The sequence below is a fragment of the Streptomyces sp. NPDC005794 genome (genome assembly GCF_042871445.1).
In the GTDB taxonomy this organism is placed as follows: Bacteria; Actinomycetota; Actinomycetes; order Streptomycetales; family Streptomycetaceae; genus Streptomyces.
Genome location: NZ_JBIAIN010000004.1, coordinates 365,720 through 384,553, shown reverse-complemented (window position 1 = coordinate 384,553; position 18,834 = coordinate 365,720). Strand labels below are relative to the sequence as shown.

Below are 18,834 nucleotides of genomic sequence, written 5' to 3'. Positions count from 1 at the left end.
CCTATCGGTTATCGTTCGTGAAACCGTCCCCAAGTGGCGATTGGCTTGAGGTGCTTTCGTTGATATTGGTCGCTACATGCAACGATTCTTCTGCATTCGCAATCAGGCGACCAATTTCGATTGGGAGGTGCTCAAACTCTTCCATCACCACGTCATATGGCTCCACGCGATAGACTTTCCCGTCGCGTCCCCTGGTCTCGATGAAGTAGCGATACCTGGCCGGTGAGCTAGGGTCGTCGACTTTGGCCCACGTCGCCTCGCGACGCCGTACCAGAAGATCGCCCAAGAATGAGGTCAGGTCAGTGTGGAGGGTGATCCAGTCCGATTGCTCGAACTCGCCCAGCGGTAGCCGATCAACGTAGTTCTGGAGGTTAGGCAGGAGAGACAGCGGGTCCTCCGCATACTGTGCTTGTGTGACGCCGAGAGCCAGAGCGAGTTCGGCGGCGTTGCGATGTGCCCCCGCAGCCCATTCTGAAACGTCTGCGTCTACCTCGTCTGAGGTCTCGTTCTGCATGCGATGCAGCCTTTCAAGCAATCTTGGTCGAGCCCAATTCGGCCCGGCGGGGACTTCGCCTAATTCTTTTTGGGTGCAGGCCCATATTCGAGGAAGATGATCTTCGCCTTCTTTAGATAGGCGCGAAGGTCATCTGATGGGCCAGCATGTGTGAACGACCATCGAGGATCATACCCGGGATTCATACGCCTCAAGGCTATGTCCTTGTGGATCTGTTCCTTGATGTGCTTACTTAGCGGGACCTCGTTTCGGATCGTCTGGTGTGTGCCGTCCTTGAGGGTAATGGTGCGGTACGGGCCGTAGGTCTTCACTTCGACGGCGACCGTACGCCCGTCCGGCAAGTCGACGGGAACGTCAACTTTACGACCTCCGGTGGCAGTCACGGGGTACCGCGGATCGGTGCTGGTAGGGACCGGATAATGCCGTTCGGGTCCCCCACGCCACATTTGACGATGCAGTTCCTCACCTTGTTCCCAGCGAGTGCGGACGGGACGAGCGTTGCGCACATCTCTGAGCGTGAGTGGGCCATCCGCAGGCAGTAGAGCCGGCCGGGTGTAATCAGGTTGGTTGCGCCCATGCAGGTCCGCGACAGACGGATCAGTCCTGGAGGACATGTCAGTGTCGTCGGAGCGTCCGGATTCGCTAATGTGGTTTGACCCGTCACCGCCCTCATCTGGCAGATGGTCGCTGTGGACAGTGTCGTCTGCGGCTCGGGCCGGAACGTCCGGGCCGCCGCTACTGGTCGGGCCGTCAGTGTGGGGAGGACTGTTGCGGGCAGCGGAGTTGCTGAGCTGATCTTGGCTGGCAGACGGGCCGACGTCCTGGGGTTTGATGCTGTTGCTTGGCAAGGGGTGCGCAGGGAGTTCGCCGCCCCTGCCTGTCGCGCCACCTCCCTGGTGGAGGGCGGGCACGCTGTTCTCGGGGTTGTTGCTCGGCATCTGGTTCGCCATGCCGCCTGAAGTGTGGTCGGGCGCCCCGCCGCTGCCGGGCAGGTTGTTCTCGGCCCGGCCGACATCGCCCAGGTCGTCGCCCGCGCGCGCCCCCGCCCCGACCAGTACCGGCTGCTGCACCGGGGTTTCCACCCGGGTGTGCTCCGGGGTGTCCGTGTCGAAGTCGGCCTTGTTGGCTTCCTTGCGGGCTTGGTCAGCGCGTTGGATGAGGTTGCCGTGTTCGTCGTAGAGGCCGGCGGGGCCGGCGTAGGCGGCGCCCTCGTCGAAGGGGCTCTTGACGGTGCCTTCCGGGAGGGCGATCACGCCCTCCGGGAGTTGGACCGTGCCGTCCGCGAGCCGGACCGCGCCCTCCGGGAGGGCTGCGCCCGCGGGGAGGTCGATCGTGCCGTCGGCCAGGCGTACGGCTCCTTCGGGGAGGGTGAAGACGTTGTCCGGGAGCGGGGGTATCTCGACGGTGCCCAGGCCCTTGAGGCCGGCCATCGCGTCGCCGACCTTCGTGAGGCCGAAGCCCGCGCCCTTGAAGACGTACGTCATCGGGTCCACGAACCGGCTAACCTTGCCCGCCGTGGACAGGGCCTTTGCGGCGAGGGCGGCCTTGCCGCCGCCGGCGACCGCGCCACCCGTACCGCCGGTGAACACGGTGGTGATCACGTTGAACGTGACCGCGCCGGCTGCCCGGGAGGGGTTCTCGCCCCACTGGTCGTAGGCGATCAGCGCCTTGCCCGTCTCCTTCACCGCGGTGCGCGATTCACGCAGCCAGGTGGGGAGTTCCTCGTCCTTCGCCGTCCAGAACTGCACGGCCGCCACCGGGCTGAGTGATATCGCGACACCGGTGGCGAGTTGGGCCAGGCCCTTCCACGCCTGGCCGGCCGCGTCCCAGCCGTCGAAGCCGACCAGGGTGCCCAGGCCCTTGATCGTGCCCCAGACCCCGTCGACGAAGAAACCCTTGGTGAAGTCCCAGGCGTGCTCCCACACCTGCCACCCCGGTGTGGACTCCACCAGCGGATCGCCCCAGGGGAGGCCTTCGGCCTGCTTGAGGGTTTCGGCGTCGTAGCCGTACTGGTTCGGGCTGTCGGAGCCGTCGCTCTTCTTCAGGGGCAGGAGGCATACGAGGGCGACGATCTTGTTGTAACAGGCGGTCTCCGCCTCCTGGAACGCGACCAGGGTCTCGACGATCTCATCGCGCCGGCTGTTGTTCTCCTCGATCAGGTCGCCGTCCTCACGCCACTTGTCATCGGCGTTGACCTTCACGAGGAACGCGCCCGCGTCCCGCTTGATCTCCTTCAGCTTCTCCACCAGCGGGTAGACCGTGTCCGAGTACGTGCTCAGCGCACCCGCGATGGTCTTCAGGTCCGACTGCAGCGTCAGCCCGGTGTCCACGACCGGCTTCGTCGTCGCGAACAGCTGCTCCGCCTCCGGCGCCTTGTAGAACGCCTGGAGACCGCCGAAGCTGCTGTGGACATCGCCGGTCGTCGTCGCGATCGTCGCCCCGGCCGACGTCAGCTCGGTGACCTTCACATCCAGCGTGGCCAGATTCCCCGTGAAGACCGGGATGCCTTCCAGAGGTATCGGCTGGTCGTTGCTCACTTGTTCCCCCCGGGAGCGTCCTTCAGCAGGTCCAGCCGCACCGCCTTGGCCGCGTCCTGCGCGTGCTTCGCCGCGTCCAGGTCGCCCGCCACGTACTCGTTGGTGGCCTTCGCCGCACCGAGCACAGCTGCCTGGATACGCTCCGCCATCGACTTCAGGTAGCCCTGGCGCTGCTCCAGGTACTGGCTCAGCGCAGAGGCCACCGCCCCCAGCGTGGGCGCCGACAAGGGGGCTGCCCCCACCGGCACCGGGCCCTGCAGCGGCACTGAAGCCTCCGCACCCGGCACGGCGGTCCCCGCCGCCGTCGCCGCCTCCGACATCGTCGTGACCAGCGCCGTCAGAGCCTTCTCCAGGTCACCCGCATGCGTACCGGTCACCTGCAACTGCCCCTGCACACCCTGCGGCTTGATGTCCCACGCCGTCATGAACGCCCACCCCCGTGTACCCCTGCACCACCGAACCGCGTCACCGCCTCGTCCGTGCCAGGAGGAACGTTCCTCCCGCTCCGGACGCGCTGAGCGTCAGCCGATGTTGTCGACCGCTGCCTTCGCACGCGCCAGCGTCTGCTGTGCCGTGCCGTCGTTCTTCTCCAGCGTGGTCTTCAGCAACTGGATGATGTTCCTGACCTCGTTCGAGGTGTTGTTCCACCGCAGTTCCTTGCCGTGGTACTCATCCGCCACCCCGTCCGCGGCGAAGTCCAGCATCGCCGCCTTCACCTGGGCGTCCCGCGCCGAGATCACCTGCTCCAGGCGGGCGATGACCGCCTGGATGTTGCCCTGTGCCTCCGTCGACGCACCGGTGTCGTACGAACGGCGGTCACTGTCCGTGGCCATAGTTGATTACTCCCCGTGGAATGAGATCCGAGCCTGCAAGTGGAAGGTGAGGCGGTCAGCCGCGACCCGAGAAGCGGGCGGCGTCGAAGTTCGCGGATGCCATCTGCGACTTCGCGTTCTCGCCCTGCTCCTGGTCACCCTCACCGAACGCCGCGTCCATCCCCGACTGCCCGCCGAGCAGCGCGGCCAGCGATCCGTTCAGCGCCGCGGTGATCTCGTCCGAACGCGTCTTGAACGAGTCGAAGGCCACCTTGCCGGCGCCGTTGAACTTGCCCTCCAGCGGCTGCGCCGCCTGGATCAGCTGATTGATCAGCGTGCCCAGGTCCGTACTCGACTCCGAGGAACGCGACCTCAGGGTCGTCAGAACCGATGCCCCCATGTCGAACTTCATCAGGCTTCCCCCTACCGGACTGAACAACCGTACGAACCGTCATGTCTATCAACCCGCACATCACTGATGCAATCAGCAATCACACCACTGTGACCATCCCAATACACTTCGGCGGCGGCTTCTGTCACGAGCCCTTCAGATGCCGCACCAACCGCTCGAAGTCCTGCCACCCCGTCAGGTCCGACGGATCACCGGGCAGCGGGTAGTACAGCGCGGGACGTGCCCTGGGCCCCAGCTGAACAGGCTTCGCCGCCAGCGGAGTACGCCGGGCGCGGTCGCCCGGGATCTCGCGGACCTCGTCGGCGCCCAGGACGAAGGCCAGGGGGACGCCGGGGCTTTCGAAGCGGGGCGGCACCGCGAGATCGCGGCGGGCTCCGCGGAGTTGGACGAGCATCGACCGGAGCCGGTGGCGGGTGGCGAGCACCTCGGCCGCCCGGGGCAGCGCGTCCAGCGGTATCTCCTCGTCGGCGCCGTAACCGAACGCCAGCGTCACCTCCTCCTCCACTCCCGCCGTCGTGCGGGTGACGCGGACGGTGGCGAGCCCGGGCCGGTCCGGGCTGCCGACGACCACGGCCCACGTCGGCCGGGGGGACCGCTCATGGGCCAGATCCGTGAGGCGCTGCGGTGACCAGGGGAGATTGGCGGGTTCGGCCGTCCCCCAGCCTGCCGGGGGCGCACCGGTGAGCTCGCGCCACACCGATTCCAGGCCGCCGCCGAGCACCAATCGGTCGTCGGCGGGGTGGATCGTGCGGAACGTGATCGCCAGTTGCCGCTCGCCGGTCTCCGACACTTCTCCGTAGGACGCGGCGACCAGGCTGTCCGGTTCGTCGGCGGTCGCGCCGGGGCCCGCGACCGGCGCGAAGATGCCGTCCTGCCAGCGCAGTACGGCTCCCGACAGCCCGTCGTAGTAGCCGTCCCGTTCGTCCTGGACGATCCAGCGGGACGGCCACGTTCCCAGGAGGTGGCGTGCCGCCGGGGAGAGCGTCGTCCCGGCCGGTGCGACGACCTGGAGTCCGATTCCGGCCTCCGTGGCGGCCCGGTAGGCCTCCGCGAGCCAGGCCGTCATGGCGACGACCGGGCGGTCCTGGATGACGACGGCGACCTTGTCCGTGAGGACGTCGACGGCGGGGATCGCCGCGGCCGGTGTGGGCGCGACGCTCACCCTCTCGGTGGGCACCACGGCCAGCGAGCGGGCGGCCTCCGGGGGCCAGGCGGAGCCACCGGCCAGGTGGGCGAGCCGGGCCGCGAACGTGCCCGCGAGCAGCTCGGCCTCCGCGACACCGGTGGTGGCCCGGGCCTCCGTCCACCAGAACGGCAGCGGCGGCGGAGTGGCTCCGAGCAGACGTTCCGCCTCGCCGGCGACCTGGACGAGCAGCGGTGCCTCGACGGAGACCAGGGGCCTGCCCTCCGGGTCGCAGAGCTGTACGACGGCGCCGTCGCCGTGGGTGTCCACCAGCTTGTCGGGACCTCCGGAGAGCAACCCCACGAGCACGGTCCACGGGTCGGGCATGCGGGTGGTGAGGGCGATGACGTCCTTGGTCATGAGGTCCGTTCGGTCCTTCGCTGCGTCGGTGCCGGAGGTCAGCCGGGCGTGTACACGGTCTGGATCAGGCGGTTCGCGTACCCCCTGCGGATCAGCACGCCGCGCCCCGCGGGCTGTTGGGTGGCGTACACGCCCGGGAACAGCTGGCCCTCGCTGCGGTCGCCCGCCATGAGGACGGCCGAGGCCCCCGACTCACGCAGGCCCTGCACGAGCGGCTCGTACATCCCGCGTGACGCGCCCGCGACCCGGCGCGTCAGGACGAAGTGGAGGCCGATGTCCACCGCGGACGGGATGTAGGGCAGGAAGGGGGAGAGCGGCGACTGACCGGCCGTGGTCAGCACGTCGTAGTCGTCGATGAGGACCACGATCCGTGGGCCACTGCCCCAGTTTCCGGGCTCCAGGTCCTCGACGCGTGTGCTGTCGTCGGGCAGCCGCTTCTCCAGCTCGGTGGCGATTCCGGCCGAAAGACCGGAGCACAGCTTGGCGTTGTACGCGTAGCCGCCCCTGTACTCCTCGGGGATCGCGCCCCGCAGGCTTCGCCGGGGGTCCATGACGGCGAAGACCAGCTCGTCCTCGCTGTAGCGGTCGATGAGGCCGTCGGCGATCGTCCTCAGGAGGTTCGTCTTCCCGCATTCGCTGTCGCCCATGACCAGCAGGTGCTGATCGTGCTCGAACAGGTCCAGGAGGACGGGCTCCAGTGCCGTCTGGTCGACGCCGATCGGTACGCGCCGGGGTTCGGCGGCCGGACCCGGCAGCAGGTGCGGTTCCAGGACGTGCGGCAGGACCCGCACCTGCTGGGCGACCTCGCCGCTCCAGGTGGCGCGGACCGTACGGGCCGCGCGCTCCAGGACCGCTCCCAGATCGGTGGTGTCGGCGAGACCGTCGGTACGGGGCAGGGCCGCCTGGGCGAAGAGCTTGCCGTCGGTGAGGACGCGGCCAGGCTCGTCGGGGGACAGCGTCTGGGACAGCTTGCGGTCGATGCTGGACTCGCTCGGGTCGTTCATCCGCAGTTCGAGGCGGGTGCCGAAGGTCGACTGGGTGGCGATGCGTACGTCGTTCCAGCGGAGCATGCCCGCGACGACGTGGATTCCGTAGCCGCCGCCGCGCTTGAGGATGTCGACGACGGCGTCGTCCAGGTCCTCGAAGTCGTCGCGCAGCGCCCCGAACCCGTCGATGACGAGCACGATCTCGGCCGAGGCGAGCTGAGGCAGCCGGCCCGCCGCGTGCAGGGTGCGCAGCTGCTCGACGGAGTCGATGCCGCGCTCGCGGAAGAGGTCCTCGCGGGTGGCGAGCATGCTCCGCACCTCCTCGACCGTACGTCCCGCTCGCTCGCGGTCCGCGCGTCCCGCGACGCCGCCGACGTGCGGCAGGCCGGACAGGGCCTGGAGGCCACCGCCGACCAGGTCGAGGCCGTAGACGCCGACCTCCTGCGGGGTGTGGGTCAGCGCGAGCGAGAGGACGAACGTACGCAGGAGAGTCGTCTTGCCGGACTGCGGGCCCCCGATGAAGGCGGCGTGGCCGCCGGCCACGGTGAGGTCCAGGAACCACTGGCCCTGCCACTGCTTCGTCGGGTCGTCCAGCAGACCGAGCGGCACCTGGAGCGCGCCCCGGCGCTTGGCGAGCTGCATACCGCGCGGGCCGGCGTCCAGGGGGCCCGCGACGCTGTCCAGGGTGAGGGCGGCGGGCAGCGGGGGCAGCCAGATGCTGCGTACGGGCCTGGCGGCGCCCTCCAGCTGTCCGACGACGACGCCCATCTCCGTCGGCCCCGTCTCACGGCGCCGCGACAAGGGCTCCTGCGGGCCGGAACCCTCGCCGGAGGAGAGGGAGTTGAACGCTTCGTACTCGAGGGCGAGCGGTCCGGCCTCCTCTTCGTCCGCGCGCTGCACGGGGCCCCGGTAGCCGCCCGACACATAGCTGGCCTTGAAGCGCGCGTAGTGGCTGGTGTCGACCTTGAGGTAGCCGAAACCCGGCAGGGGCGGCAGATGGAACGCGTCCGTGGTGTCCAGGACCGTCCGGGACTCGTCGGCGGAGAAGGTGCGCAGGCCGAGCCGGTACGAGAGATAGGTGTCCAGGCCCTTGAGCTTGCCCCCCTCGATGCGCTGGCTGGAGAGCAGCAGGTGTACCCCGATGGAGCGTCCGATGCGGCCGATGGACAGGAACAGGTCGATGAAGTCCGGTTTGGCCGTGAGGAGTTCACCGAACTCGTCGATGACGACGAACAAGTGGGGCAGCGGGTCCAGATCGGGCCGCTTCTCGGCGCGCAGTGCGGCGTAGTCACCGATGTCGGCGATGTTGCCCGCGTCCTTGAGCGCCTGCTGCCGGCGCTTCACCTCACCGGCGAGGGAGGCGTGGACGCGTTCGACGAGGCCCGCCTGGTTCTCCAGGTTGGTGATGACACCGGCGACGTGCGGCAGACCGGCGAACGGCGCGAAGGTCGCGCCGCCCTTGTAGTCGACGAGGACCAGGGCGAGGTCTTCCGGCGGGTGCGTGGTGACCAGGGCGAGGACCAGGGTGCGCAGCAGCTCCGACTTCCCGGATCCGGTGGCGCCGACACACAGGCCGTGCGGGCCCATGCCGAGCTCCGAGGACTCCTTCAGGTCCAGGAGCACCGGTTCGTGGGAGTCGCTGATGCCGATGGGCACGCGCAGGAAGGCGCGTTCCCCGCGCGGAGCCCAGAGGCGGGACAGGTCGAGCCGGGCCACGTCGTCGATGCCGAGCAGGCCGGCGAAGTCGACGGGGCCGGACAGCGGAGCGTCGACGAGCGACTCGGCGGACAGGCGCAGCGGCGCCAGCATCCGGGCCAGGCCCTCGGCGAACGGGATGCCGACCTCGTCGACGGTGCCGTGGGCGCTGACCGGTTCCTGCCCCCGCAGGTCCTCGATGAGCACGTCGGAGCCTTCGACGCTGATCCGGACGCCGACGTGGCCCGGCTCCTGGACGCGCTGTTCGAGCAGATGCAGGACGGTGACGCCCATGTCGCGCAGGCCCACGGCGTCGTCGGGCCGTGGCAGGTCGACGGCGTCCTCACCGTGGCCGTCGGTGACGACGAGCAGCCGGGACGTCATGGACAAGGCGTCCTTGCCGGCCAGGCCCCGGCGTAGCTCGGCCGCGTAGGAGGCGCGTCGGCGCAGTTCGGGGCCGAGCTGCCGGGCGAGCTGGGGCGCGGAGGGGGCGATGCGGCGGGCGGCGACCGGGCCGTCCAGCTGTTCGGTGTCCAGCAGGTGCGGCAGCCACTTGGCCCACTCCCAGTCGGCGACCCGGTCGCCGGGCACGGCGAGCGCCATCGCCACGTCGTCGGGGGCATGCGTCGCCGCGGCCTGTACGAGGAGGGCGCGGACGACGCGCAGGCAGTCCTCGCGGGGGCCGATGACGCTGATGTCGCCGACCCGGTCGAGAGGGACGGCCAGCGGGAGTTCGGTGCCGGTGCGGAAGCGGGTCATCAGCGCCGACGCCTCGTTGAGCATGAAGAGGTCGGGCGGGGTGAGGACCGTCGAGCCCTGATCGGCGATGCGCAGATCGCGTACGGGCATCTCGCCGGTGCCGAGCCGCACCTGGAGGAAATCGGCGTCGACGCGGCGGCGCTCCCACAGGCGGGCCGGATCCCGCACGATGTCGTACAGGGCGTGGGGCGGCGGGTTGAGCACGTCGGCGCGTTCACGGCGCGCGCGTTCCTCACCCGAGAGCTCCTCCCGCAGGTCCTCGACGTAGGCGAGGTAGGCCTCGCGCTGGCTGCGGCGGGTGCGCTGCGCCTTGCCGCGCTGCGAGAAGAGCAGCGCGACGGAGCCGACGATCGTGACGACCAGGATGATCGCGCCGAGCGCGGCGAACTGGCTGTTGCGCACGACCGTCATCATCACGACCGACGACATGACCCCGGCGACGGGCAGCAGCGACATCGCGATGTTGCCCGCCTTCCCCTCGGGGAGGTTGGGCGGGGCCTCGATGACGCGTGCCTCGGACGTGGCCGGAGGCCGCGTGGTCCGGGCCGGGCGGTGTATCAGCCGGGTACTCATGATCGTCCGTCACTCAGGGTCGGGCTCGGGAGCGGCATGGGTCAGCGACGCTTCTGCGAGAGCTGGAAGACATCCGCGGCGAGGAGGGTGGCGGCCCGTCGCGTCGAGCGGGCGAGCAGCTCCGTGCGGATGGCACCGCCGGCGGCGAGATGCCGGTCGTACGGGAGGACCTGCACGCTCGCCCCGGTGGACCCGAGCTTGTCCGCGGCCTTGCCGAGGTCGATCCCGGCGAGGGGCGTCTGTTCGGTGACGACGACGACCGTGCCCTCGATCACGTGGCGGGGCAGCCCCTTCATCCACTCGAGCACGTTGTACGTGCTCATGACGCCTTCCAGGGTCGCCGGGGTGGTCAGCACGCGGGCCTGGGAGGCCGAGAGCGCGACCCGGGCGACCTCGGCGGGCAGCGTCTCGCAGTCGACGACCGTCACACCGAAGTAGCGGCGCAGGGAGACCATGACCCGTTCGTACGCCCTGGTGTCCAGCATCGCGCCGATCTGGCCCTGACTGCCGGGCAGGAGCCAGGCGTTGTCCGGGAGCTGGACGAGATAACCGGTCACGTCGAGGAGGGACATCTGCGGTTCGACGATGTTCGCGACGTCGCCGGTGGTCCAGCGCAGGGACGGGGAGCCGAGCCGCAGCGGCAGGGAGCCGAGTGCCGGGTCGGCCTCGACGAGGAGGACCGGGTCCTGCCGGTAGTGGGCGTACGTGGTGCCGAGGAGCGCGGCGACGGTCGACTTGCCCGCGCCGCCCCGGATGGAGGTGACGGCGATCTGCCGGCCCGTCGTCACGGGCTGCTGGAGCCGCTCGGCGGTGCGGGTGAGCTCGGCGACCTCGCGCGCCGCCGATGACGAAACGATGCGGCGCACGGCATGCACGGCACGCGAGGCGAAGGGCTCCCCGTGGCGCGGCTTGCGTATCGCTCCGGTCAGGGCCTCGTCCACCACGGACAGCGAGTCGGGGGTGTTGCGGGGCGGTCCGGCCGCAGGGGTGTGGGGAGCCGGAGCCGGTGGCTCGTGGCGGCCCTGAGGGCCGGTCTGACCGGCTCGAACAGGCGCACCGCCACTCGGGACGGGGAGGCCCGGGCCACCCTGGGGGGAAGCGCCGGGTGTCGCGTCGCCGGGGCTCTGCCCGCCCTGGGGGGCCGCGCCTCTCAGGTCGCGCAGCACATCGCCCTGCCAGTTGTCCGCGTTCGGCATCTCTGCCCTTCTTCTCCGCCGTGCTGCCCCTGCCGGAGCGCCCGCGCGTTGACTCAGAACTTGTTGAGCAGCTGTCCGAACACGCCGAACACACCGACGGCGAGCGGGAAGAGCCCCACCATGCCGATGGATTCGACCAGGTCGGCCGTTCGTCGCAGCCGGACCCGCACATGCTCCGGCGGCTGTACCGCCAGGACGAGCAGCGGCAGAACCGCTGCCGCACCCAGCACGGCGATCGGCCCGGCGCCCCCGTCGTGCTGCGTCCACAGCATCACCAGGCGTACGACGAGGACGGCCGCGGCGGCGAAGAGCGCCACCACTTCGGCGACCAGGGGAAACGCGCGCGCTCGGGACAGCAGGACCACGGCGACGACCGAGGTCAGCACCACGGTCCACACCGTCTGCGTCCCTGCCCGGGTGATCAGCCAGCCGGCGCCCGCAGCCGAGACCGAGGCGGCCAGGGTCGCGAGGGCGAGGCCGCGGTGCGTGGCCGCGAGGGCGTTGCCCACCTCGTGACGGCTGACGGAGACGCCGCCCGAACGGCGGTCGTCGAGTGCGGTCAGCCCCGACGCCATCAGCGCCAGGCGGGGCAACAGGCCGAGCAGGACCACCGAGACGACCGCCATGACCGCCCCGAGCCGGGCAGGGTCACCCTGGACGGCGGCGACGCCCTCCCACACCACGGTGAGCGAGGCAGTCGTCGCGGCGCCGATGAGCCCGCCGCGGCCGAGCGGTGAGAAGTAACCGAGCAGCACCAGGGTCAGGATCACCGCTGCCGCGACGGCGGCGAGACGCAGGGTGCCCGGCCACGTGTAGGCGTCGGCCGCTGTCCACGCGGCGAGGATGCCGAGCGTGCCGGAGAGGAACAGGAGCGCCGTCGCCAGGCCGCGGTTCCCCTGCCCGGCCTTCGCGACGAGGGCACCGGCCGCCATCAGTACGCACGTGACCGCGGCGAGGGAGCCGGCCAGGGTTCCGAGCGGGAATTCGCGGCGGGCGAGCAACGCGGCGATCACGGCGAAGACGACGGTGGCCACACCCCCTGCGGCCCGGCGTGCGGCGGGCCGCCAGCGCCATGCCCGCAGATCGAGGTCGTCGGCCACCTGGTCGGTGACGTCGTGCACCACAGGAGCGGGCGGCGCGGAGTGCCTCCTGACGAGCCGGAGCACGGCCCCGTCGGCGACCCCTGCCGATGCCAGTGTGCTGTCGTGCGGCAGCGCCGATCCGTCCGCCGTCATCAACTGCCGTGTCAGCGGGCGCGAGGCGACCCGGTCGTCGAGCACCTGGAGGATGTCCGGGAGCAGTTGGCCGATCGGGGTGTCCGACGGGAGGACGATGTCGGCCCGGCGCCGCTCGCCGACCAGGGTCACCCGGCTCAGTTCGGTCCGGGAAGTTATCGCTGTGGTCACCACTTACGGGAACCTATCATCACGGCTTCGAGTGCTTTCGGGGTCAAAGGTGCGTAACGGTATCCGGAGTCTTTTCCGCTCAATCCGAGGGAATCATCCGGTATTTCCCCGGAATTCCATGAGTGCTTCCCCGCTTCCTCTCAGCCGGTGCGGTCGTACTGCTGCGCCTGGCGCTGCTGCTTCTCCTGCTCCGCCTTCTGCTTGTCCAGCGTGTGCTGGAGGAAGGACCACCCGATGCATCCCGCGCACATCACGGCTGCCAGGGCGATTCCCGCGAACACCTTCCCGAGCCGCTCGTCGGCGGTGCGTCGCGCCCGTTGCGCGCCGAACAGCAGCGCGTCGCGCATTCTGCGCCGGCGTACTCCCACCGACTCCAGCAGCTGGCTGTCGTAATCCCGTGCCATTGGTCGTCCGTCGCCTCGGTCGCTCGTTGCGTCAGTCGTCGCCCTGAAACATAAGGCACGGGTGGGACAGGGGCGGGTTCAGGGCCTGCGGTCCCGCAGCGCGAACCACAGCTCCGTGCGTACGTCCATGTCGTCCAGGTCCATGTCCAGCAGCGCCGCGCACCGCGCGACGCGCTGGCGGACCGTGTTGCGGTGGACCCGCAGGGCCACCGCCGTGCGGTCCCAGCTGCCGTGCAGACTCAGCCAGCAGCGCAGGGTCTCCGCCAACGGCTCGGTGAGAGGGGCCAGCAGCGCGCGGGCGTGGGCCTCGGCGCGGTCGGGTGGGACCAGGGCGTCGAGGCCTCCGGTGGCGGGGCGGTGCGTGGTCAGCGCGGTGCGGGTCGCCTCCGCGTGGCCCAGGGCGCGGGACGCCTGGGTGTCACCGTCGGGCAGGGCGGTGACCGGGGTGGGGCCGGAGACACCGAGGGTCCAGCCGGGCTGTGCGGTCACCGCCTCGTGGGGGCCGGGCAGCAGGACCCGTACCGTCTCGCGGTCCACGTCCGACAGTGCGGAGCCCAGCGCCGCGCCGAGGGCCCCGGCGTTCAACGGGCCGGCCGGGGTGCCGTCGGCGCGGCGGGCGTGGACCACCGTCCAGGAGTCGCCGTCGCCCAGCAGCGGCGCCACGTCCTGCGGGGCCGCGCCCAGCAGCAGCCGTACGAGCGCCGCCGAACGGCCCGCGGCGTCGGCGCCCTGGTGCGGGGCGGTCAGCAGGGAGAGCAGTACGACGGCGATCCCCGCGACGGTGTGGTCGCCGAAGTCGCGCCGGGGTGTCGCCAGGGTGAGGGCCAGCCCCTGCCCGCCGCCCAGCGCGTAGGCGAACAGGTGGGTGCCGTCCCGGGTGTCGGTCGCCGATGACGGACTCGGCTTCCGGCCGGGGACGGCGGCATGCGGTGCGGCGGGGGCCACCACCCGTGCCAGCTCGGCCAGGGACGTCCGCACATCCGGTGCCGGGAGATCGCCCGCCGCGTGCAGCACGTCGCCGTCCGCCGTCAGGAGCGCGACCCGGCCCTCCAGCTGTACGGCGAGCTGCCGCAGCACCGCCGGCACCGGGTCCGGGCGGGCCGCCGCCGTCGCCAGCGCCTGCTGCGCCCGGGTCACCCGGCGCAGCTCGCGGTGCCGCGCCTCCGCCATGAGCCGCCACACCGCCCGGGCGATCGCGGCGAAGCGGGTCTCGGGCGGCACCACCAGCAGCGGCAGCCCGTGCCGGTCGCACGCCTCGACCAGGGCGTCCGGCACCGTGTCGTGCACCGGCGCCAGCCCGAAGCCGAGCGCCGACGCCCCCGCCTGGACGAGCCGGGCCACATAGGTGTCCGGGTCCGCGAGCTGGACCCCGGCGGTCAGCAGCAGCTCACCGCCGAGCAGATACGGATACGGGTCGGCCATCTCCGAGGTGTGCACCCACAGCAGATCCGCGTGGTCCGGGCCGGCGATCCGGCGCAGCCCGAGCTCGTCCCGGCCCAGCAGCGCGGTCAGCGAGATCGGCGGGGCGGGAGGCCCTGCGGGGGAGTCCGGCATGGACGGTCCATCCATTCGGTGTCATGAGAATGGAGGAAACGTACACTTCAGCGTCGGCTTCCGGCCACCTAGCGTCTTCGTCACGCCCGACCCCTGAGCGGAAACGAGACGGAGGAAAGCCCATGGCTGTCGACTACGCGGTGATCGTGGCCTATCTGGCCGGCATGCTCGCCATGGGCTGGTGGGGCATGCGCCGCGCCAAGTCCAAGAGCGAGTTCCTGGTCGCCGGGCGGCGGCTCGGCCCCTGGATGTACTCCGGCACCATGGCCGCGATCGTCCTCGGCGGCGCCTCGACGATCGGCGGCGTGGGCCTCGGCTACCAGTACGGGCTCTCCGGCGCCTGGATGGTCCTCACGATCGGCCTCGGGCTGCTCGCCCTGTCCGTCTTCTTCTCGGCGCGCATCGCCCGGCTGAAGGTCTACACCGTCTCCGAGATGCTCGACCTGCGCTACGGCGGCCGGGCCGCCGTCATCTCGGGTGTCGTCATGTGGGCGTACACGCTGATGCTCGCGGTCACCTCGACCATCGCCTACGCCACCATCTTCGACGTCCTGTTCGACGTGGACCGGACCGTGGCGATCGTCCTCGGCGGCACCGTCGTCGTCGCGTACTCGACGCTCGGCGGCATGTGGTCGATCACCGTCACCGACATGGTGCAGTTCGTCGTCAAGACGATCGGCGTCCTGCTCCTGCTCCTGCCGATCGCCGTCGTCAAAGCCGGCGGTTTCGGCGCGATGAAGGCGAAGCTGCCCACGGAGTACTTCGACCCGCTCGGCATCGGCGGCGAGACGATCTTCACGTACGTCCTGATCTACACCTTCGGCATGCTGATCGGCCAGGACATCTGGCAGCGCGTGTTCACCGCCCGCAGCGACCGGACGGCCCGCTGGGGCGGCACCGTCGCCGGTACGTACTGCCTCGTCTACGCGGTCGCCGGTGCCGTCATCGGTACGGCGGCCAAGGTCATGTACCCGAGGCTGCCGAGCGCCGACGCGGCCTTCGCGACGATCGTGAAGGACGAACTGCCCGTCGGCGTACGGGGACTGGTGCTGGCCGCCGCGCTCGCCGCGGTGATGTCCACCTCCTCCGGCGCGCTGATCGCCTGCGCGACCGTCGCCAACCACGACATCTGGTCGCGGCTGCGGGGCGCCGTCGTCGCCGGGGGCGGCGGTGAGGCGCGGGACGAGGTGAAGGGGAACCGGGCGTTCATCCTCATCGTGGGTGTCGCCGTCATCGCGATCGCCATCGCGCTCAACGACGTCGTCCAGGCGCTGACCGTCGCCTACAACCTCCTGGTCGCCGGGCTGCTGGTGCCGATCCTCGGCGGTCTGCTCTGGCGCCGGGGAACGGCGCCGGGCGCACTGGCCGCCGTGGCCGTCGGCGGCGTCGCGGTGACCGGGCTGATGGCGGGCTACGGAATCCTCGCCAACGAGCCGGTCTCCTACGGGCTGCTCGCCTCGCTCGCCGTGTACGTCGTCGTCTCGCTCGCGACGAAGCCGACCGACCCGGCCGTACTGACCGCGTGGCGCGAGCGGCTGGCCGGGCGGGAGGCCGAGGATCCGGCCACCCCGGACCCGGTCACCGTCTGACCGCCCGCCCATCGCGCCAGAGGTCCGATCCGGCCCCTGACACACTCAATACCGTATGAACGCCCACAAGGCGTGCACGGTTCAACGAAAGGCACCCGCACCCATGAGCAGCAGCAACGAGGCGCCGCGCGGCCCCGTCGACTCCTCCCGCGTCCCGCGGTACGCCGGACCCGCGACGTTCGCGCGGCTGCCCCGGCTCGACGAGGTCGGCTCCGCCGATGTCGCCGTCGTCGGCGTGCCCTTCGACAGCGGGGTCTCCTACCGCCCCGGCGCCCGGTTCGGCGGCAACGCCATCCGGGAGGCCTCCCGGCTCCTGCGCCCCTACAACCCGGCGCAGGACGCGTCCCCCTTCGCGCTCGCCCAGGTCGCCGACGCGGGTGACATCGCCGTGAACCCCTTCGACATCAACGACGCCGTCGAGACCGTCGAGGCCGCCGCCGACGACCTGCTCTCCACCGGCGCCCGGCTGATGACGCTCGGCGGCGACCACACCATCGCGCTGCCCCTGCTGCGTTCCGTGGCCAAGAAGCACGGCCCCGTCGCCCTGCTCCACTTCGACGCCCACCTGGACACCTGGGACACCTACTTCGGCGCGGAATACACCCACGGCACCCCGTTCCGCAGGGCCGTCGAGGAGGGCATTCTCGACACCGAGGCGCTGTCGCACGTCGGCACGCGCGGCCCGCTGTACGGCAAGCAGGACCTCACCGACGACGCCAAGATGGGCTTCGGCATCGTGACCTCCGCCGACGTCATGCGGCGCGGCGTCGACGAGATCGCCGACCAGCTGCGCCAGCGCGTCGGCGACAGGCCGCTCTACATCTCCATCGACATCGACGTCCTGGACCCGGCGCACGCCCCCGGCACCGGCACCCCCGAGGCGGGCGGTCTCACCTCGCGAGAGCTCCTGGAGATCCTGCGCGGACTCTCCTCCTGCCACCTGGTCTCCGCGGACCTGGTCGAGGTCGCCCCCGCGTACGACCACGCCGAGATCACCTCCGTGGCCGCCTCCCACACGGCGTACGAACTCACGACGATCATGTCCCGCCAGATCGCAGAGGCACGGAACAAGTGAGCCACGACCACGACGACCGGCCGCGGCTCACCCCCGCACAGGCCGAGGCTGCCCTGAACACCCCGCCCGGACGCAACGGCGGCGACCTCGTGATCGAGACCCTCCAGGGCCTCGGCGCCACCACCGTCTTCGGGCTGCCCGGCCAGCACGCGCTCGGCGTGTTCGACGCGCTCCGCCGCTCCTCACTCTCCTACGTCGGAATGCGCGTCGAGAACAACGCGGGCTTCGCCGCCGACGCCTACGGCCGGATCACCGGCGAGGTGGCGACCCTGCTTCTCTCCACCGGTCCGGGCGCCCTGACCTCCCTGGCCGCGCTCCAGGAGGCGGCCGCCGCGTCGGCGCCCGTGCTGGCGGTCTCCAGCCAGGTCCCGACCGCCGGACTCGGCGGCGGGCGCCACGGCTACCTGCACGAACTGCGCGACCAGCAGGCCTCGTTCCGCGACATCGTGAAGTCCGTGCACATGGTGCGCACGGCGTCGCAGATCCCCTCCGCGATCGCCGCCGCCTGGGAGTCCGCGCTGACCGCCCCGCACGGGCCGGTCTGGGTGGAGATCCCGCAGGACGTGCTGCTCGCCGAGACCGTCCTGCCCGTCGTCAGCGCGCTGGACGCCACTCCGCGCGAGCTGTACCCCCGGCCGGAACTGACCCTCGTGGCCGCCCACCTGCTGTCGCACGCCGAGCGTCCGGCGATCATCGCGGGCGGCGGGGTCGTACGGTCCGACGCGGCCGGCAAGCTGCGCGCGCTCGCCGAGAAGATCGACGCCCCGGTCGTCACCACCTTCGGCGGCAAGGGCGCCTTCCCCTGGGAACACCCGCTCTCGCTCCGGTCCTGGCTGGAGGACCGGCACACCACGGACTTCCTGGAGTCCGCCGACGTGCTGCTGGTCGTCGGCTCCGGACTGGGCGAACTCTCCTCGAACTACCACACGTTCGCCCCACGCGGCCGGGTGATCCAGATCGAGGCCGACGCCGGGAAACTGGAGTCCAACCACCCCGCGCTCGGCATCCACTCCGACGCCCGCGAGGCCCTCGCCGACCTGCTGGACGCGGTGGAGCCCCGCGAGGACGACACGGCGACGGAACGTGTCCGGGCGCTGCTGGATCAGGTCCACGAGCGGATCGCGGCCCAGGACCTCACGCTGGAGCAGCAGGTGCTCGCCTCCGTCCGTGAGGCGCTGCCCGACACCTCGCCCAGCTTCTGGGACATGACGATCCTCGCCTACTGGGCCTGGTCCGCCTTCGACGCCCGCCATCCGAACACCATGCACTCGGCGCAGGGCGCGGGCGGTCTCGGCTACGCCTTCCCCGCCGCGATCGGTGCCGCCGCCGCCGACCCGACGAAGCCGGTGCTCGCGGTCTCCGGCGACGGCGGCGCGATGTACTCCATCGCCGAGCTCGCCACCGTGCGGCAGTACGGCCTGCCCGTCACCTGGCTGATCGTCGACGACGGCGGCTACGGCATCCTGCGCGAGTACATGACGGGCGCCTTCGGCGAAGCCACGGCGACCGAACTCTCCCGCCCGGACTTCGTCGCCCTCGCCGAGTCCTTCGGCGTCCCCGCGGTCCGTACGACGCCGGAGTCCCTGGCCGCCGACCTCGGCACGGCCCTGGCGGCCCCAGGGCCGTCGGTCGTGGTGCTCCCGGCGCTGCTGAGGATGTTCGAGCCGACGCACCTGTGAGTCCGGCCCCCTCCGGGTCCGGTCCGGACCCGGACGGCTGAACGGTGTGGCGTCGGTCACCGCGCCCGGCCCGGAGGCCGTGCGCCCCGGGGCCGGCGCC

At 70.9% G+C, this 18,834-nt stretch carries 14 protein-coding genes; 3 read left to right on the top strand and 11 right to left on the bottom strand.

Features of this window, described 5'->3' with window-relative positions; genetic code table 11:
- Position 1: 1 nt before the first annotated feature.
- The 11 genes from ACFYQ5_RS08735 to ACFYQ5_RS08685 form a co-directional block, all read right to left on the bottom strand.
- Positions 2-514 carry a hypothetical protein gene (locus tag ACFYQ5_RS08735; protein ID WP_389195044.1) on the bottom strand — a complete coding sequence of 171 codons (513 nt, stop codon included), beginning with the start codon at positions 512-514 and terminating at the stop codon, positions 2-4.
- A 59-nt stretch (positions 515-573) separates the two neighbouring features.
- Positions 574-3,051: a hypothetical protein gene (locus ACFYQ5_RS08730; RefSeq protein ID WP_389195042.1), complete on the bottom strand. Its 2,478-nt coding sequence runs from the start codon at positions 3,049-3,051 to the stop codon at positions 574-576.
- Entirely contained in the window at positions 3,048-3,476 is a 429-nt protein-coding gene (locus ACFYQ5_RS08725) for a DUF6507 family protein (RefSeq protein WP_389195040.1), read from the bottom strand. The genes ACFYQ5_RS08730 and ACFYQ5_RS08725 overlap by 4 nt, the downstream gene beginning before the upstream one ends.
- A gap of 96 nt (positions 3,477-3,572) precedes the next feature.
- Entirely contained in the window at positions 3,573-3,884 is a 312-nt protein-coding gene (locus tag ACFYQ5_RS08720; RefSeq protein ID WP_351278240.1) for a pore-forming ESAT-6 family protein, read from the bottom strand.
- 55 nt (positions 3,885-3,939) lie between these two features.
- Complete coding sequence (locus tag ACFYQ5_RS08715; protein ID WP_351278237.1) at positions 3,940-4,275, bottom strand: hypothetical protein; 336 nt, start codon at positions 4,273-4,275, stop codon at positions 3,940-3,942.
- A gap of 124 nt (positions 4,276-4,399) precedes the next feature.
- A complete protein-coding gene (locus tag ACFYQ5_RS08710) occupies positions 4,400-5,818 on the bottom strand; it encodes a DUF6177 family protein (RefSeq protein WP_389195035.1) in 1,419 nt (472 codons plus the stop codon).
- Positions 5,819-5,856: 38 nt separating this feature from the next.
- Complete coding sequence (eccCa, locus tag ACFYQ5_RS08705) at positions 5,857-9,831, bottom strand: type VII secretion protein EccCa (RefSeq protein WP_389195032.1); 3,975 nt, start codon at positions 9,829-9,831, stop codon at positions 5,857-5,859.
- Between the two features lie 41 nt (positions 9,832-9,872).
- Entirely contained in the window at positions 9,873-11,027 is a 1,155-nt protein-coding gene (locus ACFYQ5_RS08700) for a MinD/ParA family protein (protein WP_389195029.1), read from the bottom strand.
- A 53-nt stretch (positions 11,028-11,080) separates the two neighbouring features.
- Entirely contained in the window at positions 11,081-12,421 is a 1,341-nt protein-coding gene (eccD, locus tag ACFYQ5_RS08695) for a type VII secretion integral membrane protein EccD (RefSeq protein ID WP_389195385.1), read from the bottom strand.
- A gap of 152 nt (positions 12,422-12,573) precedes the next feature.
- Complete coding sequence (locus ACFYQ5_RS08690; RefSeq protein WP_382088883.1) at positions 12,574-12,837, bottom strand: hypothetical protein; 264 nt, start codon at positions 12,835-12,837, stop codon at positions 12,574-12,576.
- 78 nt (positions 12,838-12,915) lie between these two features.
- Positions 12,916-14,391, bottom strand: a complete 1,476-nt coding sequence (locus ACFYQ5_RS08685; protein WP_389195026.1) for a PucR family transcriptional regulator ligand-binding domain-containing protein — start codon at positions 14,389-14,391, stop codon at positions 12,916-12,918.
- A gap of 122 nt (positions 14,392-14,513) precedes the next feature.
- Between ACFYQ5_RS08685 and ACFYQ5_RS08680 the strand changes: the two genes are divergently transcribed.
- The 3 genes from ACFYQ5_RS08680 (at position 14,514) to ACFYQ5_RS08670 (ending at position 18,734) form a co-directional block, all read left to right on the top strand.
- Complete coding sequence (locus ACFYQ5_RS08680) at positions 14,514-15,980, top strand: sodium:solute symporter (RefSeq protein WP_389195023.1); 1,467 nt, start codon at positions 14,514-14,516, stop codon at positions 15,978-15,980.
- A gap of 103 nt (positions 15,981-16,083) precedes the next feature.
- Positions 16,084-17,055 carry an agmatinase gene (speB, locus tag ACFYQ5_RS08675; protein WP_389195020.1) on the top strand — a complete coding sequence of 324 codons (972 nt, stop codon included), beginning with the start codon at positions 16,084-16,086 and terminating at the stop codon, positions 17,053-17,055.
- Positions 17,052-18,734, top strand: coding sequence for a thiamine pyrophosphate-binding protein (locus ACFYQ5_RS08670; RefSeq protein WP_389195018.1), 1,683 nt, complete (start codon positions 17,052-17,054; stop codon positions 18,732-18,734). The genes speB and ACFYQ5_RS08670 overlap by 4 nt, the downstream gene beginning before the upstream one ends.
- Positions 18,735-18,834 lie beyond the last annotated feature (100 nt).

Bases quoted from the DNA above. Each gene is read 5' to 3' on its own strand.
- ACFYQ5_RS08685 (WP_389195026.1), bottom strand. From the start codon at position 14,391: ATGCCGGACTCCCCCGCAGGGCCTCCCGCCCCGCCGATCTCGCTGACC.
- ACFYQ5_RS08715 (WP_351278237.1), bottom strand. From the start codon at position 4,275: ATGAAGTTCGACATGGGGGCATCGGTTCTGACGACCCTGAGGTCGCGT.
- speB (WP_389195020.1), top strand. From the start codon at position 16,084: ATGAGCAGCAGCAACGAGGCGCCGCGCGGCCCCGTCGACTCCTCCCGC.
- ACFYQ5_RS08720 (WP_351278240.1), bottom strand. From the start codon at position 3,884: ATGGCCACGGACAGTGACCGCCGTTCGTACGACACCGGTGCGTCGACG.
- eccCa (WP_389195032.1), bottom strand. From the start codon at position 9,831: ATGAGTACCCGGCTGATACACCGCCCGGCCCGGACCACGCGGCCTCCG.
- ACFYQ5_RS08680 (WP_389195023.1), top strand. From the start codon at position 14,514: ATGGCTGTCGACTACGCGGTGATCGTGGCCTATCTGGCCGGCATGCTC.
- ACFYQ5_RS08690 (WP_382088883.1), bottom strand. From the start codon at position 12,837: ATGGCACGGGATTACGACAGCCAGCTGCTGGAGTCGGTGGGAGTACGC.
- ACFYQ5_RS08735 (WP_389195044.1), bottom strand. From the start codon at position 514: ATGCAGAACGAGACCTCAGACGAGGTAGACGCAGACGTTTCAGAATGG.
- ACFYQ5_RS08710 (WP_389195035.1), bottom strand. From the start codon at position 5,818: ATGACCAAGGACGTCATCGCCCTCACCACCCGCATGCCCGACCCGTGG.
- ACFYQ5_RS08700 (WP_389195029.1), bottom strand. From the start codon at position 11,027: ATGCCGAACGCGGACAACTGGCAGGGCGATGTGCTGCGCGACCTGAGA.
- ACFYQ5_RS08725 (WP_389195040.1), bottom strand. From the start codon at position 3,476: ATGACGGCGTGGGACATCAAGCCGCAGGGTGTGCAGGGGCAGTTGCAG.